The sequence below is a fragment of the Hymenobacter piscis genome, assembly GCF_018760735.1.
In the GTDB taxonomy this organism is placed as follows: domain Bacteria; phylum Bacteroidota; class Bacteroidia; order Cytophagales; family Hymenobacteraceae; genus Hymenobacter; species Hymenobacter piscis.
On sequence record NZ_JAHHZN010000018.1, the window covers coordinates 1 to 17365 of the forward strand.

The 17365-nt window shown below is 64.2% G+C and carries 18 protein-coding genes and 1 tRNA gene; 9 read left to right on the plus strand and 10 right to left on the minus strand.

Annotated features, from left to right (window positions below; all coding sequences use genetic code 11):
* The 3 genes from KLP40_RS16185 to KLP40_RS16195 all read left to right on the plus strand — a co-directional run.
* Positions 1-216, plus strand: a 216-nt coding sequence (locus KLP40_RS16185; protein ID WP_215594885.1) for a hypothetical protein, incomplete at its 5' end; no start/stop codon positions are given.
* A gap of 70 nt (positions 217-286) precedes the next feature.
* Positions 287-2317 (plus strand): excinuclease ABC subunit UvrB, encoded by a 2031-nt coding sequence (gene uvrB, locus KLP40_RS16190; RefSeq protein ID WP_215594886.1) that lies wholly within the window; start codon positions 287-289, stop codon positions 2315-2317.
* A 146-nt stretch (positions 2318-2463) separates the two neighbouring features.
* Positions 2464-3021, plus strand: coding sequence for a hypothetical protein (locus KLP40_RS16195; RefSeq protein ID WP_215594887.1), 558 nt, complete (start codon positions 2464-2466; stop codon positions 3019-3021).
* Position 3022: 1 nt separating this feature from the next.
* Here the strand turns inward: KLP40_RS16195 and KLP40_RS16200 are convergent, their stop codons facing one another.
* On the minus strand, positions 3023-3727 hold the full coding sequence (locus tag KLP40_RS16200; RefSeq protein ID WP_215594888.1) for an HAD family hydrolase: 705 nt from the start codon (positions 3725-3727) through the stop codon (positions 3023-3025).
* A 54-nt stretch (positions 3728-3781) separates the two neighbouring features.
* Here KLP40_RS16200 and KLP40_RS16205 point away from each other — a divergent pair, with 54 nt between their 5' ends.
* The gene (locus tag KLP40_RS16205) at positions 3782-4414 is read left to right on the plus strand and encodes a chloramphenicol acetyltransferase (protein WP_215594889.1); all 633 of its coding nucleotides are present in this window, start codon (positions 3782-3784) and stop codon (positions 4412-4414) included.
* A gap of 22 nt (positions 4415-4436) precedes the next feature.
* Here KLP40_RS16205 and KLP40_RS16210 read toward each other — a convergent pair whose 3' ends face one another.
* Entirely contained in the window at positions 4437-5159 is a 723-nt protein-coding gene (locus KLP40_RS16210; protein WP_215594890.1) for a hypothetical protein, read from the minus strand.
* A gap of 130 nt (positions 5160-5289) precedes the next feature.
* Positions 5290-5362 (minus strand) — tRNA-Gly (locus KLP40_RS16215).
* A gap of 198 nt (positions 5363-5560) precedes the next feature.
* Between KLP40_RS16215 and KLP40_RS16220 the strand changes: the two genes are divergently transcribed.
* The 3 genes from KLP40_RS16220 to KLP40_RS16230 all read left to right on the plus strand — a co-directional run bounded on the left by KLP40_RS16220 (position 5561) and on the right by KLP40_RS16230 (position 7774).
* Positions 5561-5803 (plus strand): hypothetical protein, encoded by a 243-nt coding sequence (locus KLP40_RS16220; RefSeq protein ID WP_215594891.1) that lies wholly within the window; start codon positions 5561-5563, stop codon positions 5801-5803.
* 120 nt (positions 5804-5923) lie between these two features.
* A complete protein-coding gene (locus KLP40_RS16225; RefSeq protein ID WP_215594892.1) occupies positions 5924-6460 on the plus strand; it encodes a GNAT family N-acetyltransferase in 537 nt (178 codons plus the stop codon).
* A gap of 213 nt (positions 6461-6673) precedes the next feature.
* Positions 6674-7774 (plus strand): hypothetical protein, encoded by a 1101-nt coding sequence (locus tag KLP40_RS16230; protein ID WP_215594893.1) that lies wholly within the window; start codon positions 6674-6676, stop codon positions 7772-7774.
* Between the two features lie 103 nt (positions 7775-7877).
* Here KLP40_RS16230 and KLP40_RS16235 read toward each other — a convergent pair whose 3' ends face one another.
* Complete coding sequence (locus KLP40_RS16235) at positions 7878-10160, minus strand: B12-binding domain-containing radical SAM protein (RefSeq protein WP_317196784.1); 2283 nt, start codon at positions 10158-10160, stop codon at positions 7878-7880.
* An 89-nt stretch (positions 10161-10249) separates the two neighbouring features.
* Here KLP40_RS16235 and KLP40_RS16240 point away from each other — a divergent pair, with 89 nt between their 5' ends.
* Positions 10250-10999, plus strand: a complete 750-nt coding sequence (locus KLP40_RS16240; RefSeq protein ID WP_215594895.1) for a metal-dependent hydrolase — start codon at positions 10250-10252, stop codon at positions 10997-10999.
* Positions 11000-11001: 2 nt separating this feature from the next.
* Here KLP40_RS16240 and KLP40_RS21265 read toward each other — a convergent pair whose 3' ends face one another.
* From KLP40_RS21265 to KLP40_RS16255, 4 genes are all read right to left on the minus strand, one after another.
* On the minus strand, positions 11002-11787 hold the full coding sequence (locus tag KLP40_RS21265) for a hypothetical protein (RefSeq protein ID WP_246558934.1): 786 nt from the start codon (positions 11785-11787) through the stop codon (positions 11002-11004).
* Positions 11714-12460: a hypothetical protein gene (locus KLP40_RS21270; RefSeq protein ID WP_246558935.1), complete on the minus strand. Its 747-nt coding sequence runs from the start codon at positions 12458-12460 to the stop codon at positions 11714-11716. The genes KLP40_RS21265 and KLP40_RS21270 overlap by 74 nt, the downstream gene beginning before the upstream one ends.
* A 213-nt stretch (positions 12461-12673) precedes the next feature.
* A complete protein-coding gene (locus KLP40_RS21560) occupies positions 12674-13246 on the minus strand; it encodes an AraC family transcriptional regulator (protein WP_215594896.1) in 573 nt (190 codons plus the stop codon).
* Positions 13243-13596, minus strand: coding sequence for a hypothetical protein (locus KLP40_RS16255; RefSeq protein ID WP_215594897.1), 354 nt, complete (start codon positions 13594-13596; stop codon positions 13243-13245). Before KLP40_RS16255 ends, KLP40_RS21560 begins: the two co-directional genes overlap by 4 nt.
* 239 nt (positions 13597-13835) lie before the next feature.
* Here KLP40_RS16255 and KLP40_RS16260 point away from each other — a divergent pair, with 239 nt between their 5' ends.
* Entirely contained in the window at positions 13836-14111 is a 276-nt protein-coding gene (locus KLP40_RS16260; protein WP_215594898.1) for a hypothetical protein, read from the plus strand.
* 101 nt (positions 14112-14212) lie between these two features.
* Here the strand turns inward: KLP40_RS16260 and KLP40_RS16265 are convergent, their stop codons facing one another.
* Both KLP40_RS16265 and KLP40_RS16270 read right to left on the minus strand, forming a co-directional pair.
* Complete coding sequence (locus KLP40_RS16265; RefSeq protein WP_215594899.1) at positions 14213-15298, minus strand: YncE family protein; 1086 nt, start codon at positions 15296-15298, stop codon at positions 14213-14215.
* A gap of 35 nt (positions 15299-15333) precedes the next feature.
* Positions 15334-17304, minus strand: coding sequence for a TonB-dependent receptor plug domain-containing protein (locus KLP40_RS16270; RefSeq protein ID WP_215594900.1), 1971 nt, complete (start codon positions 17302-17304; stop codon positions 15334-15336).
* Positions 17305-17365: the final 61 nt, after the last annotated feature.

The window sequence follows — 17365 nt, forward strand, 5'->3', positions numbered from 1 at the left end:
GTCTGCGCCCACACCTGCGCCTCGCCAAAACCGGTAGAAATGCTCATGCCCGCAAGCTACCCACCGGCCACAAAAAAAGCGCTGACCCACTGGTCAGCGCTTTCTGAGTTTTGGGTAAGGACAAGCTTCTTTCACTGGGGGCGGGCTTTTCGCTTTTCTGAACAGCCCGCCGTAAATCACGGTCTACTGCTGCGGAAAACCTGTTTGCGCCGGTAAAACAATATCCCGAAGCGCCCGAACCAACAGCCCCCGAAACCGGTTACCAGAGGCTACCTATCTTCCCCGCATGAACTACCAGCTTACCTCGGAATTCCAGCCCACCGGCGACCAGCCCCAGGCCATCAAGCAGCTCGTGGAGGGCGTCAACAACGGCGAGCCGGCCCAGGTGCTGCTCGGGGCCACCGGCACGGGCAAGACCTTCACCATGGCCAACGTTATTGCCGAAACCGGCCGGCCGGCCCTGGTGCTCTGCCACAACAAAACCCTGGCCGCCCAGCTCTACGGCGAGTTCAAGCAGTTCTTCCCCAACAACGCCGTCGAGTACTACATCAGCTACTACGACTACTACCAGCCCGAGGCCTACATTGCCTCCTCCGATGTGTTTATCGAGAAGGACCTGGCCATCAACCAGGAAATTGAGAAGCTGCGCCTGCACTGCACGTCCACGCTGCTGAGTGGCCGCCGCGACGTGATTGTGGTGGCCTCGGTGTCGTGCATCTACGGTATCGGCAACCCCGAGGAGTTCAGCAAAAACGTGATTTACATGGCCCCCGGCCTGCGGTACTCGCGCAACAACCTGCTCTACCAGTTCGTGCAGATCCTGTATTCGCGCACCGAGATGGAGTTTACCCGCGGCACGTTCCGGGTGAAGGGCGACACGGTGGACATCTTCCCGGCCTACGCCGACTACGCCTACCGCCTGTTCTTCTTCGGCGACGAAATCGAAGCCATCCACCGCATCGACCCCCAGAGCGGCAAGAAGCTGGCCGACGAAAAATCGGTGACCCTGTACCCGGCCAACCTGTTCGTGACCGGCAAGGACACGCTCAACCAGGCCATCAAGGAAATCCAGTTCGACCTGGTGCAGCAGCACGCCTACTTCGAAAAGGAAGGCCGCGACTCGGAGGCCAAGCGCATCATGGAGCGCACCGAGTTCGACCTGGAGATGATCCGGGAGCTGGGCTATTGCTCGGGCATCGAGAACTATTCGCGCTACTTCGACGGCCGCGAGCCCGGCAGCCGCCCGTTCTGCCTGCTCGATTACTTTCCCAGCGACTACCTGCTGGTGGTAGACGAAAGTCACGCCACCATGCCCCAGATCCGGGCCATGTGGGGCGGCGACCGGAGCCGCAAAACGGCCCTCATCGAGTACGGCTTCCGTCTGCCCTCGGCCTTCGATAACCGCCCGCTCACCTTCAACGAGTTCGAGAGCATGTACCAGCAGGCCGTGTTCGTGAGCGCCACGCCCGCCGACTACGAGCTGACCCAATCCAACGGTATCATCGTGGAGCAGATCATCCGCCCCACCGGCCTGCTCGACCCCGAAATCGACCTGCGCCCCAGCACCAACCAGATCGACGACCTGCTCGACGAAGTGGACAACCGCGTGAAAATGGGCGACCGGGTACTGGTAACCACCCTTACCAAGCGCATGGCTGAGGAGCTGCAGAAGTACATGGAGCGCCTGGGCATTAAGAGCAGCTATGTGCACTCCGACGTGAAAACCCTCGACCGGGTGGAAATTCTGCGCCAGTTGCGCCTGGGCGAAATCGACGTGCTCATCGGCGTAAATCTGCTCCGCGAAGGCCTCGATTTGCCGGAAGTAAGCCTGGTAGCCATTCTCGACGCCGACAAGGAAGGCTTCCTGCGCGACCAGCGCAGCCTGATTCAGACCATGGGCCGGGCCGCCCGCAACGACCGGGGCAAGGTGATTATGTACGCCGACCGCATGACGGGCTCGATGCAGCGGGCCATCGACGAAACCAACCGCCGCCGCGCCACCCAGCTGGCCTACAACCAGGAGCACGGCATCACGCCCCGCACCGTGCGCAAGTCCCGCGAGGCCATCATGGAGCAAACGTCCCTCTCGGATTACCGCATCCAGGAAGGCATTGCCTACGCCGACGCCGACGTGGCCCTGGCCATTGCCGCCGAGCCGGTAGTGTCCACGATGAACAAAGTGGACCTCGAAAAGCTCATCAAGCAGACCGAGAAGAAGATGGAAGCCGCCGCCAAAGACCTCGACTTCCTGACCGCCGCCAAGCTCCGCGACGAGCTGGCAGCCCTCAAACAGGTGCTCAAAACGAAGCGGGATTAGCGCCCTTAGCATCTCGCAGTCATCCTATCGGCTGCCCGTAACCGGAGTGCCCACACTGGGCTATCTGGTTGCGGGCAGCTGTTTTTTATGCGCCTTTCAGTAAATCGGCTAGGTTTGTCCCGCTACTTCACCACATCACGTGTATCATGTATCAAAAAGTAACCCGTATCCTGCTGCTCTGCCTGTTGGTTGTAGGCACGCACGCGGCCGTAGCCCAGAGTAAAGTCGCGTATCAGTACATGCAGCTCTTCTACTACGGAAGCAAAACCATGGCCGGTCCCGTGGGCCATTTCAGCCCGGCCCTGCGCGGGCAAACGGACATTGCGCTGGCCAGCCCTACGGCCTATATGAAGCTGATAACAGCCCGGATGGAAGGGCCATCCGCAACCACGCAGCTACAGGCCGATACCGATACTGCCTCTGGTGAGAGGGTTGCCCTTACGGTGATTGACCTGACCAAAATGACCCCGGCCCAGCGGAAGCAATATGCGGAGCAGGAACGCAAACGTGAAGAGCAAGAGCAGCTGGAGCGGCGGCAGAATCTGGAGGAATTCGCCCGTCTGACCACTGACCACACCAAAGCCCTCACCGATAAAGTGACGCAGAGCCTGAACGCGGCGGCCGCGGATGGGTGGGAAGTGGTGCAGATGAGCAGCTTCGGGGCTGAAGGGGGCGTGGTGTACCTACTGCGCAAAGCCCGCTAGCCTATCTCAGCGCCTGCAGCCAGGCCGGCAGTTCGGCCAGGGAGGCCAGCTCGTGGAAGGTGGCGCCGGCCAGGTCGGCTTCCGAAACGCGCTCCATCACCCAGGTGGTGTGGTAGGGCACGTAGGCGGCCCGGCCGCCCAGGCGGGCCACCGGCAGCACGTCCGACTTGAGCGAGTTGCCCACCATCACGAACTCCGCGGGGCGCACGCCGTGCCGACGGAGGATGCGCTGGTAGGTGGCTTCGTTCTTCTCACTCACGATTTCCACGTGGTCGAACAGGTCGCCGAGGCCGGAGCGGGCCAGCTTGCTTTCCTGATCGAACAGGTCGCCCTTGGTGAGCAGCATCAGGGGCAGGCCGCGGGCTTTCACGGCGGCCAGGGCCTCGGGCACGTGGGGCAGCAGGTCGATGGGGTAGTCGAGCAGGCGCTTGCCGTGGTCGAGCACGTGCTGGATTTCCTCGCCCCGCGCGCCGCCGTTGGTGAGCTCCAGCACGGTTTCGATCATCGAGAGCATAAACGACTTGGCCCCGTAGCCGAACAAGGACATGTTCTGGCGCTGCACCCGCAGAAACTCCTCGCTGAACTCGGCCGGCGTGCCGTAGTGGGCCAGCAGCTCGTAGAGGCGGGCTTCGGCCACGTCGAAGTGGGGTTGGTTGGGCCAGAGCGTATCGTCGGCATCGAAGGCAAGGAGGCGGGGCGCGGGCATGGCGGCAGAGCAAAGCAGGCAAACAATGGCGCGAAGTTACCGAACTTGCGCCCCATGAAACACCGCCTTGACCTGGCCGCCTGGAACCGGCGGGAGCATTTTGCTTTCTTTTCGCAGTTTGAAGAACCCTTTTTCGGCGTGGTGGCCGACGTGGACGCCACCCGGGCCCACGCCCGCCACCGGGAGCTGGGCGTCTCGTTCTTCCAGCTCTACCTGCACGCCACGCTGGCCGCCGTGCAGGAAGTGGAAAACCTGCGCTACCGCATCGCCGACGACGGTCAGATAGACTGCTACGACCGGATTCACGCCTCGCCCACCCTGGCCCGGCCCGACCATACGTTCGGCTTCGGCTTTGTGCCCTACGCCCCGGATCTGGCCGAATTCGGCACCGGCCTGGCTGCCGAAATCGAGTGCGTGCAGCAGAGCACCGGCCTGTGCCTGGGTCCCAAAACAGCCCGGCCCGACGTTATCCACTTCTCGGCCATGCCCTGGGTGGCCTTCACCGGCCTCACCCACGCCCGCAGCTTCTCCCACCCCGACAGCATCCCCAAAATATCGGTCGGCCGCCTGCGCTCCGAGGGTAACCGCCAGCTCATGTCGGTGTCCCTCAACGTCCACCATGGCCTGGCCGACGGTTACCACGCGGGCCTGTTTCTGGCGGAGCTGCAGCGGCGGCTGGATGGGTGAGGGTGTAGTGCCGGTGGGGAAATCAGGAAATCCAGGTTCGCTGGGCCTGCCGGATGTGCCACCGGCCGTTGGTTTTCTCTACCAGCAATACCTCCCCAAAACCGCAACGGCCCCCGCATTGCCAGCCGTAACTCAGGAGGGCTTGGTCTTGATCGGCATTGAAAACGACCTCTGATAGGCTAATTATTCCCGCTCCCGTAGTCCACCACTTCTGCCCATCTTGCAGCGGCTGCAAACGGGCGGTGCAGAGTTGGAATTCTTCCGCCCGCATGTCCGTCTGAACGCGATTCAGCCTATCGAGCGTCGCCTGGGGCTGGTGAGGCGCGAAACTTGTCAGCAGAGACGCAACATCGTAACTGGCCTCCAGTGTGGAAAAGGAGTCCGGTAACTCGGCCAGCCGCATCGTGTTCCGCTTGGGCATTGTATCCAGATAGAAGGTCTGGAAACGGGCAGAATCCCGGAATAACTGGTTCTGGAGACGGGCGTTCTGGGCGTGGTGCCACGCGGAATCCTTGGGACCAGAACTACCCGCATGGTCTATCTGCGCAAAATGCTTATTGAGTTCCTCCTGCTCCTTATCGGGTAGATACGCGTTGTAGAAGCGCCGTTCAATCAGCTCGGTTACGATATCGTTATAGAGCTGCTTGGTCGGGTCGGTGTGCAGGTTGGGGCACTGGCGAAACGAGGGCGACTGACAGGCACCAGATAGCAAGAGCAAGGCAGCTAGCATCAGGCGAATTGACATTGCTTTGTAATATGGCGACTGATTATGCGGTAGAAGGCTGGTATAGATAAGTAAATCCCGCGTAATCCGACAAGTAAACCGTCAATAAAAAAGCCACTCGCCCCGGAAGGCAAGTGGCTGATTTCTGCTGAGCGAGAAACGAGGTTCGAACTCGCGACCCTCAGCTTGGGAAGCTGATGCTCTACCAACTGAGCTACTCTCGCGGGGGTTGGTGCAGGCAAAAGTACACCGCTAAAATCAAAATCCAACCAAGCTGCGTATCGGAGGCAGCGGCGGTGGCGCTCCGGCCCCGGATTGGCTGGCCCACCGGCCCGTTTTGGCGCTTTGGCGGCGGGCGGCGTATTTTAGGCGGCTACGTTCCCCGGTGTTCCAGTCTTTTCCCTTTTTTTCTCTGCCCCGCTATGCCCTGGCCCCTTCCTCCCGCTACCCGTCGCCTCGTGGCCTGGCTGTTTCTGACGGCCGGATTTCTGCTGCTGCTGGGCGTGGGCTTGCAGCTTTGGGTGATGTACGCCGAATACCAGCGCCTGGGTAACGCCGCCCTGAGCTCCACGGCCCTGGTGGTGCGCCTGATAATGCTGGTCGCCGCCGTGATGATGCTGCGCTACGGCTGGCGCGAGCGGCGCGGCAACGACACGGTGGATTAGCCCTGGGCGGCCGCTCTGTCGGCCAGGGTCGCGCCGGCGGCCCTGGCCGACAGAGCGGCCGCCCCCGGATTCCCTGCCTACCTTTGCAGCGGTTCGCATACTCAGGACCGCTCTGTTGCTATGACGTCTCCCCTCCGCATCACCGTTGCCAAACGCACACCCGCCACGGCCGCCCAATTGGCGGAAATGGGCCAGCGCATGTTCCACGATACCTACGCGGCCCAGAACCGGCCCGAGGACATGGCCGCCTACGAAGCCGCTACCTTCGGCCCCAAGCTGCAGCTGGCCGAGCTTCAGGACCCGAACACCGTGTTTCTGCTGGCCCAGATGGTGCAGGAGGTAGTCGGCTATGCCAAGCTGAAAATCCGCTCCACCCTGGGCCTCGACCCGGATAAAACCCCCGAAGACCGGCTGGAGATCGAGCGGCTCTACGTGGCCGAAGACTGGATTGGCACCGGCCTGGGCGCGGCCCTCATGCGCCGGGCCGTGGAGGAAGCCCGCCAGCAGAAGTGCCGGGCCGTGGTGCTGGGGGTCTGGGAAAAGAACGAGCGGGCCCGGGTGTTCTACCAGCGTTTCGGCTTCCGGCCCATCGGGGAGCATACGTTCACCATCGGCACCGACGTGCAAACTGACCTTATCCTACGCAAGGGGCTGTAAGCAGCGGGTAAAAACCAGGGTGACGAGTGAGGCAGTAGAGACGCGACCCTGCGCGTCTCGTTGTTGAACGACCGGGACACCGTCGTCTGCACAACGTCAGCATCGACGCGCCGCGAAAGGTCGCGTTGCGGCAGCCAGCCGTTCTTTCACCCGCCAACCCCCGTTCTGTTTCAGTCCGTTACCTTTGCGGCCCCTTCACTTCCCCTTCCGATAGTGCGCCTGATTTGCTTCCAGTTCGTTGGTTTTGCCTGCCGGAGTACGCTCCTGGCCGCGGGGCTGCTGCTGAGCGCCTGTTCCGACAACGCCAGCTCGGAGGCCAACCGGGCCGTGCCGCCGCCCACGGGCCACTACGAGGGGCCCGTCAGCTACCAGGGCACGGAGCTGCGGGTGGCGCTGGAACTGCGCGAAACCCGGCCCGGTCAGCTCTCGGCATCCGTCAGCTTTCCTCAGGTGCCGGGCCTGGAGTTCGACGCCCTGACCGCCCGCTACCGCGCCCCTCAGCTACTGCTGGAGCAGCAGCCCGGCCAGGCGGCCAGCCTCACCATTCAGGCCGTGCGGGAGGGCGACTTCCTGCGGGGCGTGATGCACTGGGACAGCGTGCAGGCTGATTTCGTGTGGGTGCGCCGGGGCGAGGCGGCCGCGTCGGGCTACCGCGAAACCACGCTGGCCGTGGGCACCCAACGCCTGCGTCTGCTGCTGCCCGACGACACGCTGGCCCGCCACCCGGCCCTGGCCCTGCTGATGCCACCGGCCGCCACGGCCGCCGCCGCCAGCCGCGCCACCTACCTGGCCCGCCACGGCATCGTGACGTTGCTGGTGCCGGTTGCGGCTCCCGCGCCGTTAGCTGCCGAGGGGCCTGATTCGGTTGCTCTGCAAGTGCCGGTGGCCGCGCTGGCGGGTTTGCGGCGGCAGGCGGCCGTTGATTCGGGGCGGGTGGGCTACTGGGGAAGTGGGGCCACCGCCCGGCAGGTGGCGGCCGCTGCGGGCCGGTTGCCCCGCCCCGATTTTGTGGTGCTGGAGGCCGTGCCCGCCGCTACCCGCGAGCAGGCGCAGCCCTATCAGGTGCTGAACCAGCTCCGCATTCCGGCCCTGGCCTACTACGCCGGCCTCGATACTACCGCGCCGGCCACCGCCAGTGCCCGCCGCCTGCGCCCGGCCCTGGGCTACCGCCGCGGCACCCAGATCCGCGTGATTCCGCAGGTAACGGCCGGTTTCCTCAAGCCCGCCCGCACCGGCCCCGATGGCCAGTGGCAGTGGCCCCAGCCCGCTCCCGAGTACTGGACCGGGCTGGTAGACTGGCTCAAGGAACGGTAGGGAATGTAGACTCTTGTCATCCTGCGCTTGCGAAGGACCTTGTACCGCATTCACTGCTGATGGTACAAGGTCCGTCGCAAGCGCAGGATGACAGTATTAATTCTTACAGCACCAGCAGCCCCTTTTCCCGCAGCAGCTCCCAGGCCGGCGACTGGAGGAACTGCTCGAAGCTCAGGCCGCCGGCGGGGAAGGTGGCGGCAGCTTCCTTGAGCAGCAGTTTGGTGTCGTAGTCGGTGCTGAGGCAGGTGAGCAGCTCCAGGAGCCACTGGCCGATGGCGGGCGTGGTTTTGAGCTCGAAGTCCTCGGCCTGCTCGTAGAATACCAGCGTGGCCCGGGCCCCGGGCCGCGTATCGAGGGGAAGCAGCTCGGGGGCGTTGCCCAGCCAGAACAGGCGCAGGTTCTGTTTTGCGAAATCGGGCTTGCCGGGCTCCTGGAGGGCTTTCTGGATGAGCTGGCGGGGTACGGTGGTTTTGGGCACCCGGAAATCAAACCAGAAGCTCAGCGGCTCCTGCAGGGCTACGCCGTGCAGATAGTTGTAGAGGGCCTTGGCCAGACCCGGGCCGAAGGCCTCGTGGTCGGTGCCGGTGGGGTCCTCGTGCCAGAGGTCGTTCCAGGCGAAGGGGCCGGGCTCGGGACCAATGGCGGCCACTTTATACTTCGCCGGATTCTTGCCCACCGGGGAGTGGGCCGTCATCGAGAAGCGGTGCCAGTAGCCGCTCTGCACGATGCCCGCCTGGAACAGCTGGCGCACCACTTCCAGCGAATCCACGGTTTCCTGGGCCGTTTCGGTGGGGAAGCCATACATCAGGTAGGCGTGCACCATGATGCCGGCCCGGGTGAAGCCGTCCGTCACGCGGGCCACCTGGGCAATGGTCACGCCCTTTTCCATGAGGGCCAGCAGGCGGTCGGAAGCCACCTCCAGGCCCCCGCTCACGGCAATGCAGCCCGCGGCGGCCAGCAGGCGACACAAATCGGGCGAGAAGGTTTTCTCGAAGCGGATGTTGCCCCACCACGTGATGTTCACGCGCCGTTTCAGCAGCTCCACGGCCAGGTCGCGCAGGGCCAGGGGCGGGGCAGCCTCGTCCACGAAGTGGAAGCCGGTCTGCCCGGTCTGGGCCACAATTTGCTCGATGCGGTCCACCAGCAGCGTAGCCGGGGCCGTTTCGTAGCGGCCGATATAGTCCAGCGTCACGTCGCAGAAGGAGCAGCGCTTCCAGTAGCAGCCGTGGGCAATGGTGAGCTTGTTCCAGCGCCCGTCGCTCCAGAGCCGGTGCATGGGGTTGAGCACCTCAATCACCGACAGGTACTCCGTCAGCGGCAAATCGGAATAATCCGGCGTGCCCACCTCCGGGTGCGGAATATCCGGCCCCGGGTGGTTAACGTACTCCACCTCGCCCGCCGCGTTGCGCAGGAAAGTGCGTTGGAGTGTGTCAGTTGTCAGTTGCCAGTTGTCAGTTGTCAGTTCGTTCTCGAGTTGGCCTGGCTGATGGGTTTGACCATTGGCAACAGCCTGACAGCTAACAACTGGCAACTGGCAACTCAGCGCCTCCAACAGCCGCAGCCAGGGGCCTTCGCCGTCGTCGAGGGTCAGGAAGTCGATGTAATCGAAGAAGCGGGGCTCCCGGATCTGGCGCAGCTCCGTGTTGGGGTAGCCGCCGCCCATGCTGGTAAGGGTACCGGGGCGGGTCTGCTTGACGCGGGCGGCCAGGCGCAGGGCGCCGTAGAGGTTACCGGGGAAGGGCACCGTGAAGCCCACAATGTCGGGCTGGGTGCGGTCGAGCAGCTCGTCGAACAGCTCCAGCAGCATCCGGTCCAGCAGGTTGGGCGGGGCCTGCAGGGCCTCGTGCAGCGGGTCGAAGGTGGTGGCCGACATGGCCAGCTTCTCGGCGTAGCGCGAAAAGCCGAACTGGGGGCCCACGGTTTCCTTGATCAGGTCGCCCAGGTCTTCGAGGTAGAGCGTGGCCAGGTGGCGGGCCTGGTCGGTGAGGCCCATGGTGCCGAAGGCGGTTTCCAGGTCGGCCACGTTGTCGAAGCGGCTGGCTTCGGGCAAAAACCGGCTGTGGCAGATGCGGGGCGCGAGGGTGCTGTCCTTGTTCTGCAGAAACCGGACGACCGGCTCCACCGTGCTCAGGTAGCTGGTGCGCAGGCGCAGCATCCGGCGGGCATTGTCGCTGAGCTCGAACGCGCCGGCCTCAATTTCGGCGAAGACCCGCGTCAGGCCAGCCTTCGAGAACAGCTTCAGCACCAGTTCCAGGCCCAGGTCGGCCTGCCGGATGTGGTAGCCGCGCGCGCCCAGGAACCCCTTCAGGTAGGCCGTGGCCGGGTAGGGGGTGTTGAGCTGCGTGAGCGGCGGGGTGATGAGCAGGATGCGGGGCGAAACGGACACGGTACTACAACAACGGGCGAGCCGCAAAGATACGGCAAGCCCCAACGATGCGCCGCCCCGGTTGCGTTCCGCCGCGTATCTTTCGCCCCATGACCACCCCCGCCCGTACCCGCCTGCAGCTGCTGGGCCACGCCACCTTCAAGGTGACCACGCCCGAGGGGCACGTTATTCTCATTGACCCCTGGCTGCGCGATAATCCCTTCATTCCGGCCGAACACCGGAGCCAGCCCCGCATCGACCTGATGCTCATCACCCACGGTCACGAAGACCACTGCGACCCGCAGCTGCCGGCCATCGTGGCCGAAACCCGGCCGGTGCTGGTGGTCAATAATATAGTGCGCTGGTTTCTGCTGGCCCAGCAGGTGCCCGAGGCACTATTTGAGCCTATGAACCTGGGTGGCACTACGGCGGTGCTGAACGGTGCCGTCAGCGTCACGATGGTCAACGCCTTCCACGTCTCGCACGTGCAGTGGCCCGACGGGCGCATCGACCTGCCCCACCAGGCCGTGGGGTTTGTGCTGCGCTGCTCCGACGGGGCCACCATCTACTTCGCCGGTGACACGTCCGTGTTCGGCGACATGCAGCTCATCGGGACCCTGTACTGCCCCACGCTGGCCGTGCTGCCCATCGGCGACCGGTACACCATGGGCCCGCTGGAAGCCGCCCACGCCATCCGTTTGCTGGGCGTGCGCCATGTGGTGCCTTTTCATTACGGTACGTATCCCTCCCTCACCGGCACCCCCGCGCAACTGGCCACGCTGACGCAGGATGTGGCCGGATTACAGATTCACGCCCTGCAGGCCAGCGAAACGCTGGATATGGCGGAAGTGACGGGCTAGCCCTACATCCTCATCTTGCCCATCTTCATCATCGAAGGGTTCAGGCGCAGATACACCTGGGCCGAAACGGGCGTGGAGCCATACAGGTACTTCAGTCCTGCTTCGGGGCGGTACACGGTGGCCTGGGCACCGAGGGTGAAATCAGTATTGGCTACCTGAGCCACGCGGTAATTCGCCCCCAGCGTGAGGGCGTGGACGTTGAAGTCCTGGTGGTAGGGTGGGAAGTCGCGGGACGGCAACTGTAGCTCCTCGTCGGATTTCTGCACGAATTCGTAGCGCCCGTACACGGCGGGCTTGCCCAGCTGCACGTTGGTTTCGGCCAGCACGGAGTGAGAGGCGGCGTCGGTGTGGCCGTCTTCCACGTGCTGGTTCATGCCCCAGACCAGGGCCGAGGTGATATAGCGCCCCTCGCCCCACTGGTTGCTCTGGATAACGGAGGCCGTGGTGCGTTTCACATCCTCATCGGCGTGCAGCTGCTCGGGGCTCTTGATGAAGGCCCGGCTGACCTGCAAGGCCAGGGCGGGGGTGGGGTTCCAGTTCAGGCGGCCCGCCCAGGAGTCGGCCCGGGGCCGGTCGAAGCCGTAGCGGTGCTCGTCGGGCTCCCGGCCGGTAAAGTTGGAGCCTTCCAGCTTGAACTGCTTGTAGCGCAGTCCCACGGTGGCCACCCCGAAGGTGATGTGGGTGGCATCCTGCCAGTGGTGGCCCAGGGCGGCATCAGGGTTGGGCAGGGCCGAAATCCGGTGCATAAAGGTCACCAGCCCGATGGCCGGCTCGCCGGGGTAGCCCACTGTACACACTCAGGTCTACATCCTGGGAAAACGCGTGCGTGTAGCCGATGCTGAGCGAAGAAAACAGGTCGTGGGGATGCTGGCGGTCCACCAGCGGCTCTCCCTTATACGCCTCCCCGCTCTGGAACAGCAGCGGGTAGCCGTTGCCGCCCTCCGTGAGCGGGTCGAGCGAAATCATGGCCGTGAGGTTGAGCAGGCCTTTCTCGCCCACCGGGCGCTGGGCCATGGTCATAAACCAGTTGGGCGCGTCGAAGGTGCTGCCCCCGCGCTGCCCATCATTGCGACCCAGATTCTGGCGGGTGTAGCGGGGCGTGATGGCGCCGTGGTTCATAATCATCCACTGCCCTTTGTGGTGCATCCACATGTACATGGGCATGTTATCGGGATTCCAGGCCGTGCCCGAGCCGTTACGGCTCATGGGCAGATTCCGCGAGTAGGCGTGGCTTATGTCGTCCATTCCTGCATCCGTCGAGCCGTGCTCCATGCCGGCCATGCTGCCCATCTGGTGACCGGCGTGGTGCATGCCCGGCAGTGGCTGGCGGGTAGTATCAGCCGGGGCCGGACTCTGAGCAGGCATGGTATGGCCGGCGTGCGGGGTGGCGGGCTGCTGGGCCAGTACCGGCAAAGTGAGCAGCGTGGCGGCCAGCACGGCCAGCGGAGTAAATGCGTGCATCAGGGGTAAGGGGAAATGGTCAGTAGTAAGACTCCGATGGAGGCCGCGGAGTTATACGCAAAACGGGCCGGCTACGTGCAATATCAGGTGGTGCGTAGCAGAACACGAGTTGCCCGGGCCGGCCGGAAAGCATACAAGCCGAAGCCGCTCAACCAGCCCTTGTGGGTGATGGAGCGGCTTCGGCTTGTACGCTTCTGAATCTTTCCAGACCGGTTAGGCCAAGTGGTCGAGGGACAGGCGGCGGGGCATCAGGTCGCGGCGGAATTCGCTTACCGAGCGGCCGGTTACCTGGCGGAATTGGTTGCTCAGGTGCTGGCCGGAGCTGTAGCGCATCTTCTCGGCAATTTCGCTCAGCGTCATTTCATTGTAGCTGAGCATTTCCTTTACGCGCTCAATCTTGAGGCGAATCAGGTATTTCTCGATGGTGAGGTTGGCCGTGCGCGAAAACACCTTGCTCAGGTGCGAGTAAGTGGCCGCGAACCGGTCGGTGAGGAAGGCCGAAGTGGTCAGGGGCATGCGCGCCGTGCGCAGGTGCTCCAGATATTCGACCAGCGCCGTTTTGATTTGCTCCGTGAGCTGATCGGCCCGGCCCATTACCACGTCGAAGCCGGCTTCACGCAGCAGGGGCGCCACGGCGGCGGGGTCAACGGGCGTCTCGTCGTCGAGCTGGGCCTGCCCCAACTGCACGTTGGTGGGGGTGTAGCCGGCCTGTTCGAGGAGGTTGCGCACGGCATCAATGCAGCGTGGGCAAACCATGTTTTTGATGTGGAGGAGCGTAGTTTTCACGGGTGTTGAGTTGGGTTCAGCCGCGCAGTAGCACGCGCGGGTTTACGGGGTACAGGGGGAACCGGAAGCGGACGCTTGCGCCGGGTGGGAGCCGCTGCCGCATCAGACCAGGATGCTCCGAACCAATGGGTCGCTGCCCAGGTAACGAAGGGCACCGCTCCGAGGAACGTAACGGCCAGTAGCCAGAAAAATACGAAAAAAGCACCGAACAACCGGCTAAAGAACTGATCCTGGGTGTCGAACAGATAAGCAGTAAGCAGCAGGGCCAGCAGAAAGCTGATTCCCGCCAGTAGCGCCACGCGCCGCAGCAGCGGTTGGTAACGAACAGGCTGGGTGGACGGTTGGTTCATAGCAGCGCGTACGGGGTCAGCAAAGATAAGCCGGGGGTCTGACTCGGTGCCGGGCAGCGGGCAGCGGGAAAAGCTAAGTACAGAATTGTGATGTAAACAAGCAAACACAACCGCAATAAGGCGCGGCAATGGCCTGTTCGGAGGCATTGCGAAGGGTATACGCAAAAACCAGCCGCGCGGCCAGCCGTAGAGCCAATAAGTACGTTTCGCTGTCTTCCCTGTTCGTTTAGGTATCTGTCATGAAAAGAATTCTCTCCCCACTCCGCTTTTCTCTCGCGGCCCTGCTGCTCACCGGCCTGCTCGCAGCCTGCAACACTGGTACTGACACCGGAGCCACCAACGTAGAGCGCGGGGCCGACAAAAGCCTCGACCCTGCCGCGCTCCGCCCCAGTAACCCCGGAGCCGATTCGGCTACGGCCGGCTTGCAGGCCGACAGCAACCGCACCACCGGCCGCCAGCAGTACGAAAAATCCGGCAGTGCCAAAGACCGTAACCACGACGGCATTGCTGACTAACCGGCTTGCCTCCAACTAAACCGGCCCGTCTCCCTATCGTAGGGAAGCGGGCCGGTCTAGTTTCATAGCTTCAGGAAGACTCAGGCGTAGGCAGCAGCGGGTTAGTAGAATACGAAGCCGTTGGGCCCGATGCCGACCGTAAACGAGTCGAGGGGGGCGCCGGTGCTCCGGTAGCGAATCACCTTGTCGGCGGCCGTGAACGAGCCGATACCGCCGTAAATGGTTCCGTCCTGCGGATCGACGCCCAGGCCGTAAAACCGGCGGCGGATGAGGGGCGTGGCGGGCAGGGCTGCATCGGTAATGGCCAGCGTGTACACGCCGCCCTGGTACGTGTAGTAAAGCTGATTGCGGCTGCCGTTGATGGTCAGGCGGTCGGGGGCGCTGCGGTTGGAATCCAGTTCCCGGGTGGCGGCCGTAAGCTGGCCGGGCACAATCATCGACAGGCTGCCTTTGGTGGTACGACTGTAATCCACCGAGTAATCGGCGTTATACGCTACATTTCCCCCGCTCAGCACCCACACGTTGCCGGCTTGGTCTACCTGCACGCTGTTGGGCGAGTCGCCCACCGGAATGGTGCCTTCCACGGCATCCGTGGCGGTGTTGATAACCGTGACGGTGTTGCCGCCGCTGTTAGTCACGTAGAGCCGGGAGCCCGATACGGCCAGGCGTTCGGGCTGCACGCCCACGGCAATGGTTTTGATGAGGGTGTTGGTCTTCAGGTTGATCACGGAAACCTGGCCGTTGCTGCCGTCATACGTTACGGTCTCGGTTACGTAGCCCTTATCCGACGAAGCTGCCACAAAATAGCGGGGCAGTTTCAGGCCGCTGATGGTCGCCTTCGAGCGGAACTTCGCCAGGGATACCACCTCCAGCTTGTTGCTGTTGTTGACCACGATATAGCCCAGCGAGTCGCGGATGGCCATGCTCTGGGCTACGTCGCCGAGACTGCGGCCGTTAGCCGAGTTGAACAGGGCTTTGCTGGTAACCGTGCCGGAGGACTTGCTGAATTGACTGATGTCGGCGTTGGAGCGCAGGAAGTTTCCTTCGTTCACCACAAATACGCTGTTGGTGGTAAGGGTAACCGGTTCGGGGTCGTTGTCGGGGTCGCAGGCCAGCAGGGCGAAAGCGGCGGCGCTGCCCAGCAGCAGGCGGCCGTAGGCGCTGGTGAAAGCGGAAAATGGTTTCATCGTGCGTAAAGGGTTTAGGAAAAGAAGGTGACGAATTAATGCCAGAGCACGCGCAGGCTCAGGCTGCCATGGCGCAGGGGCAGGGCGCGGTTCTGGTAGCTCTGGTACTCTTTGTTGGTGAGATTGTAGCCCTGGGCCAGTACCAGCAGCCGCCAGCCCGGCCCCACGGCCAGCGTGTGGCCCACCGAAGCGTTCAGCAGCAGGTACTGGGGCAGAAAATCGGTGGCCGAAGCATCGGTGTAGCGGTGGCCGGTGAAGGTGAGGGTGGTGCCCAGCTGCCAGCCGCGCCAGGCGTGGTCGGTGCTGAAGGCCGCCGAATGCAGGGGCACGAAGGGCAGCTGCCGGCCTACCGGGTCGGTATCGGCGGCCGTGCCCCGCGTTTTGCGCGACTGGGTGTAGGCGTAGGCACCCCGGGCCGTGAGGTGGTACGCGCCCGCCTGCCAGGTGAGGGTGCTGCTGGCTTCCAGGCCCTGGGCCCGCACCTGCCGCAAATTGCGCGGCGACCAGTACGAAGCCCCCGGCGTCCACTGCACCCAGTTGTCCACCAGCTGGCGGTAAGCCGTCAGCTCGGTTTGCAGCAGCACGTGATTGGGCTGACTGGTGAATGTGTGCACCAGGCCGCCTTCGTAGCCGATGCTTTCTTCGGGCAGCAGGTCGGGGTTGCCGCCGGGCCGCCAGTACCGCTCGTTGAGGGTGGGGGCGCGGTAGCTCCGCGAGGCGCTGGCCTTCAGGCTCAGGGCCTGGGGGCCGCGTTGCAGGGCCAGCCACTCGGCCCCCAGGGTGGGCGTGAGCGGGGGGCGCCGGCCCGGCAGCACCGCCTGGCGCAGGTTGAGGGAGAGTTGCAGGCGCGGGCGCGGGTCGTAGCGTAGCAGCAGGAAGCCGGAGTAGCGGTTTTCGGTGCGCGGGGCGGCGCCGTAGCCGTCTACTTGCGCCGCGAAGTGCTGGGCTTCGGCCCCCAGCCGGGCCGAGGCGTTGGGCGCCAGCTGCCACGTGTGCTCCGCCTGGGCCTGGGTAGTCCGGACCGTGGATTCGCTCAGGCCGTTGAGGTCGTCGCGGTAGTTGATAACGTCCTCGAACCAGGCCGCCCGGGCCGTCCACTCGTGGCGCAGACTCACGCGGCGGTAGCTGGCCAGCAGACGGCGGCTTTGGTCACGCTCCCGGGCGTGGGTGTTGTTGGTGCCAAGACCGGGCTGAATCTGGCGGTCGGCATCGGTGAGCCAGATGGCGGCGGCCACCTCGCTGCGCTGGCCCAGGCGCAGGGTCACGTCCTGGGTGAAGCTGGCCTGGCGGAGGGCGGCGTTTTCCTGGCGGTGCTGCACCCGTCCCCCGGCCTCGCGCCGGTAGTAGGGGAAGTCGTTGTCGGCCTGGCGGTAGCCGGCGCTGGTGCGCACCGCTACGTTCTGGTTGCTGAAGCCAACCGTCAGCAAACCCGCCCGCAGTCCGAAGCTGCCGTAATCGGTCTGGGCGGTGCCCTGCCAGCCCCGGCCCCAGGTAGCTGCCGCCGCCCCCGACGAGAGCAGGACCGTGCCGCCCACCGCGCCGTTGCCGTAGGTGGCCGCCGCCGGGCCCGGCTGCACGGTTACGGCCGTCGTGCCGCTTACCGGCAGCAGAGAGAAATCGGCCTCGCCCAGGGAAGGCAGGTTGATGTTGACGCCGTTCCAGAGCACGGCCGTGTGCCGGGCCGACGTGCCCCGCAGCGCGATGGAAGCCAGCTGGCCGGGGCCGTAATTCTTGAGGTAGAGGGCCGTGCGGGCGCTGAGCAGGTCGGTGAGCGTGCCGGAGCGGTAGTTGCTGAGGGCCAGCGAATCAAGGGTGAGGCGGCGGCTGCCCACGCTGAACCGCTCGGCCCGCACCCCGGCCACGCGCACGGCGGGCAGGTGCTGGCCAGCCAGCGTATCGGCGGGCATCTGCTGCTGGGCCAGAGCCGGGCCGGCCAGGCCAGCCAGCAGCCCGGTGCCAACCAGTATTCCCCGACGGCCGGGCCGCCGGAAGCAAGAGAAACGCATCTTCCGAACCAAATTTTCGCAATCGAAAAATTCAGTTCAAAACCCTGCCGGATGCCCGCGC

Coding starts and splice junctions, on each gene's coding strand:
- uvrB (WP_215594886.1), top strand. CDS start 287: ATGAACTACCAGCTTACCTCGGAATTCCAGCCCACCGGCGACCAGCCC.
- KLP40_RS16195 (WP_215594887.1), top strand. CDS start 2,464: ATGTATCAAAAAGTAACCCGTATCCTGCTGCTCTGCCTGTTGGTTGTA.
- KLP40_RS16200 (WP_215594888.1), bottom strand. CDS start 3,727: ATGCCCGCGCCCCGCCTCCTTGCCTTCGATGCCGACGATACGCTCTGG.
- KLP40_RS16205 (WP_215594889.1), top strand. CDS start 3,782: ATGAAACACCGCCTTGACCTGGCCGCCTGGAACCGGCGGGAGCATTTT.
- KLP40_RS16210 (WP_215594890.1), bottom strand. CDS start 5,159: ATGTCAATTCGCCTGATGCTAGCTGCCTTGCTCTTGCTATCTGGTGCC.
- KLP40_RS16220 (WP_215594891.1), top strand. CDS start 5,561: ATGCCCTGGCCCCTTCCTCCCGCTACCCGTCGCCTCGTGGCCTGGCTG.
- KLP40_RS16225 (WP_215594892.1), top strand. CDS start 5,924: ATGACGTCTCCCCTCCGCATCACCGTTGCCAAACGCACACCCGCCACG.
- KLP40_RS16240 (WP_215594895.1), top strand. CDS start 10,250: ATGACCACCCCCGCCCGTACCCGCCTGCAGCTGCTGGGCCACGCCACC.
- KLP40_RS21270 (WP_246558935.1), bottom strand. CDS start 12,460: ATGCACGCATTTACTCCGCTGGCCGTGCTGGCCGCCACGCTGCTCACT.
- KLP40_RS16255 (WP_215594897.1), bottom strand. CDS start 13,596: ATGAACCAACCGTCCACCCAGCCTGTTCGTTACCAACCGCTGCTGCGG.
- KLP40_RS16260 (WP_215594898.1), top strand. CDS start 13,836: ATGAAAAGAATTCTCTCCCCACTCCGCTTTTCTCTCGCGGCCCTGCTG.
- KLP40_RS16265 (WP_215594899.1), bottom strand. CDS start 15,298: ATGAAACCATTTTCCGCTTTCACCAGCGCCTACGGCCGCCTGCTGCTG.
- KLP40_RS16270 (WP_215594900.1), bottom strand. CDS start 17,304: ATGCGTTTCTCTTGCTTCCGGCGGCCCGGCCGTCGGGGAATACTGGTT.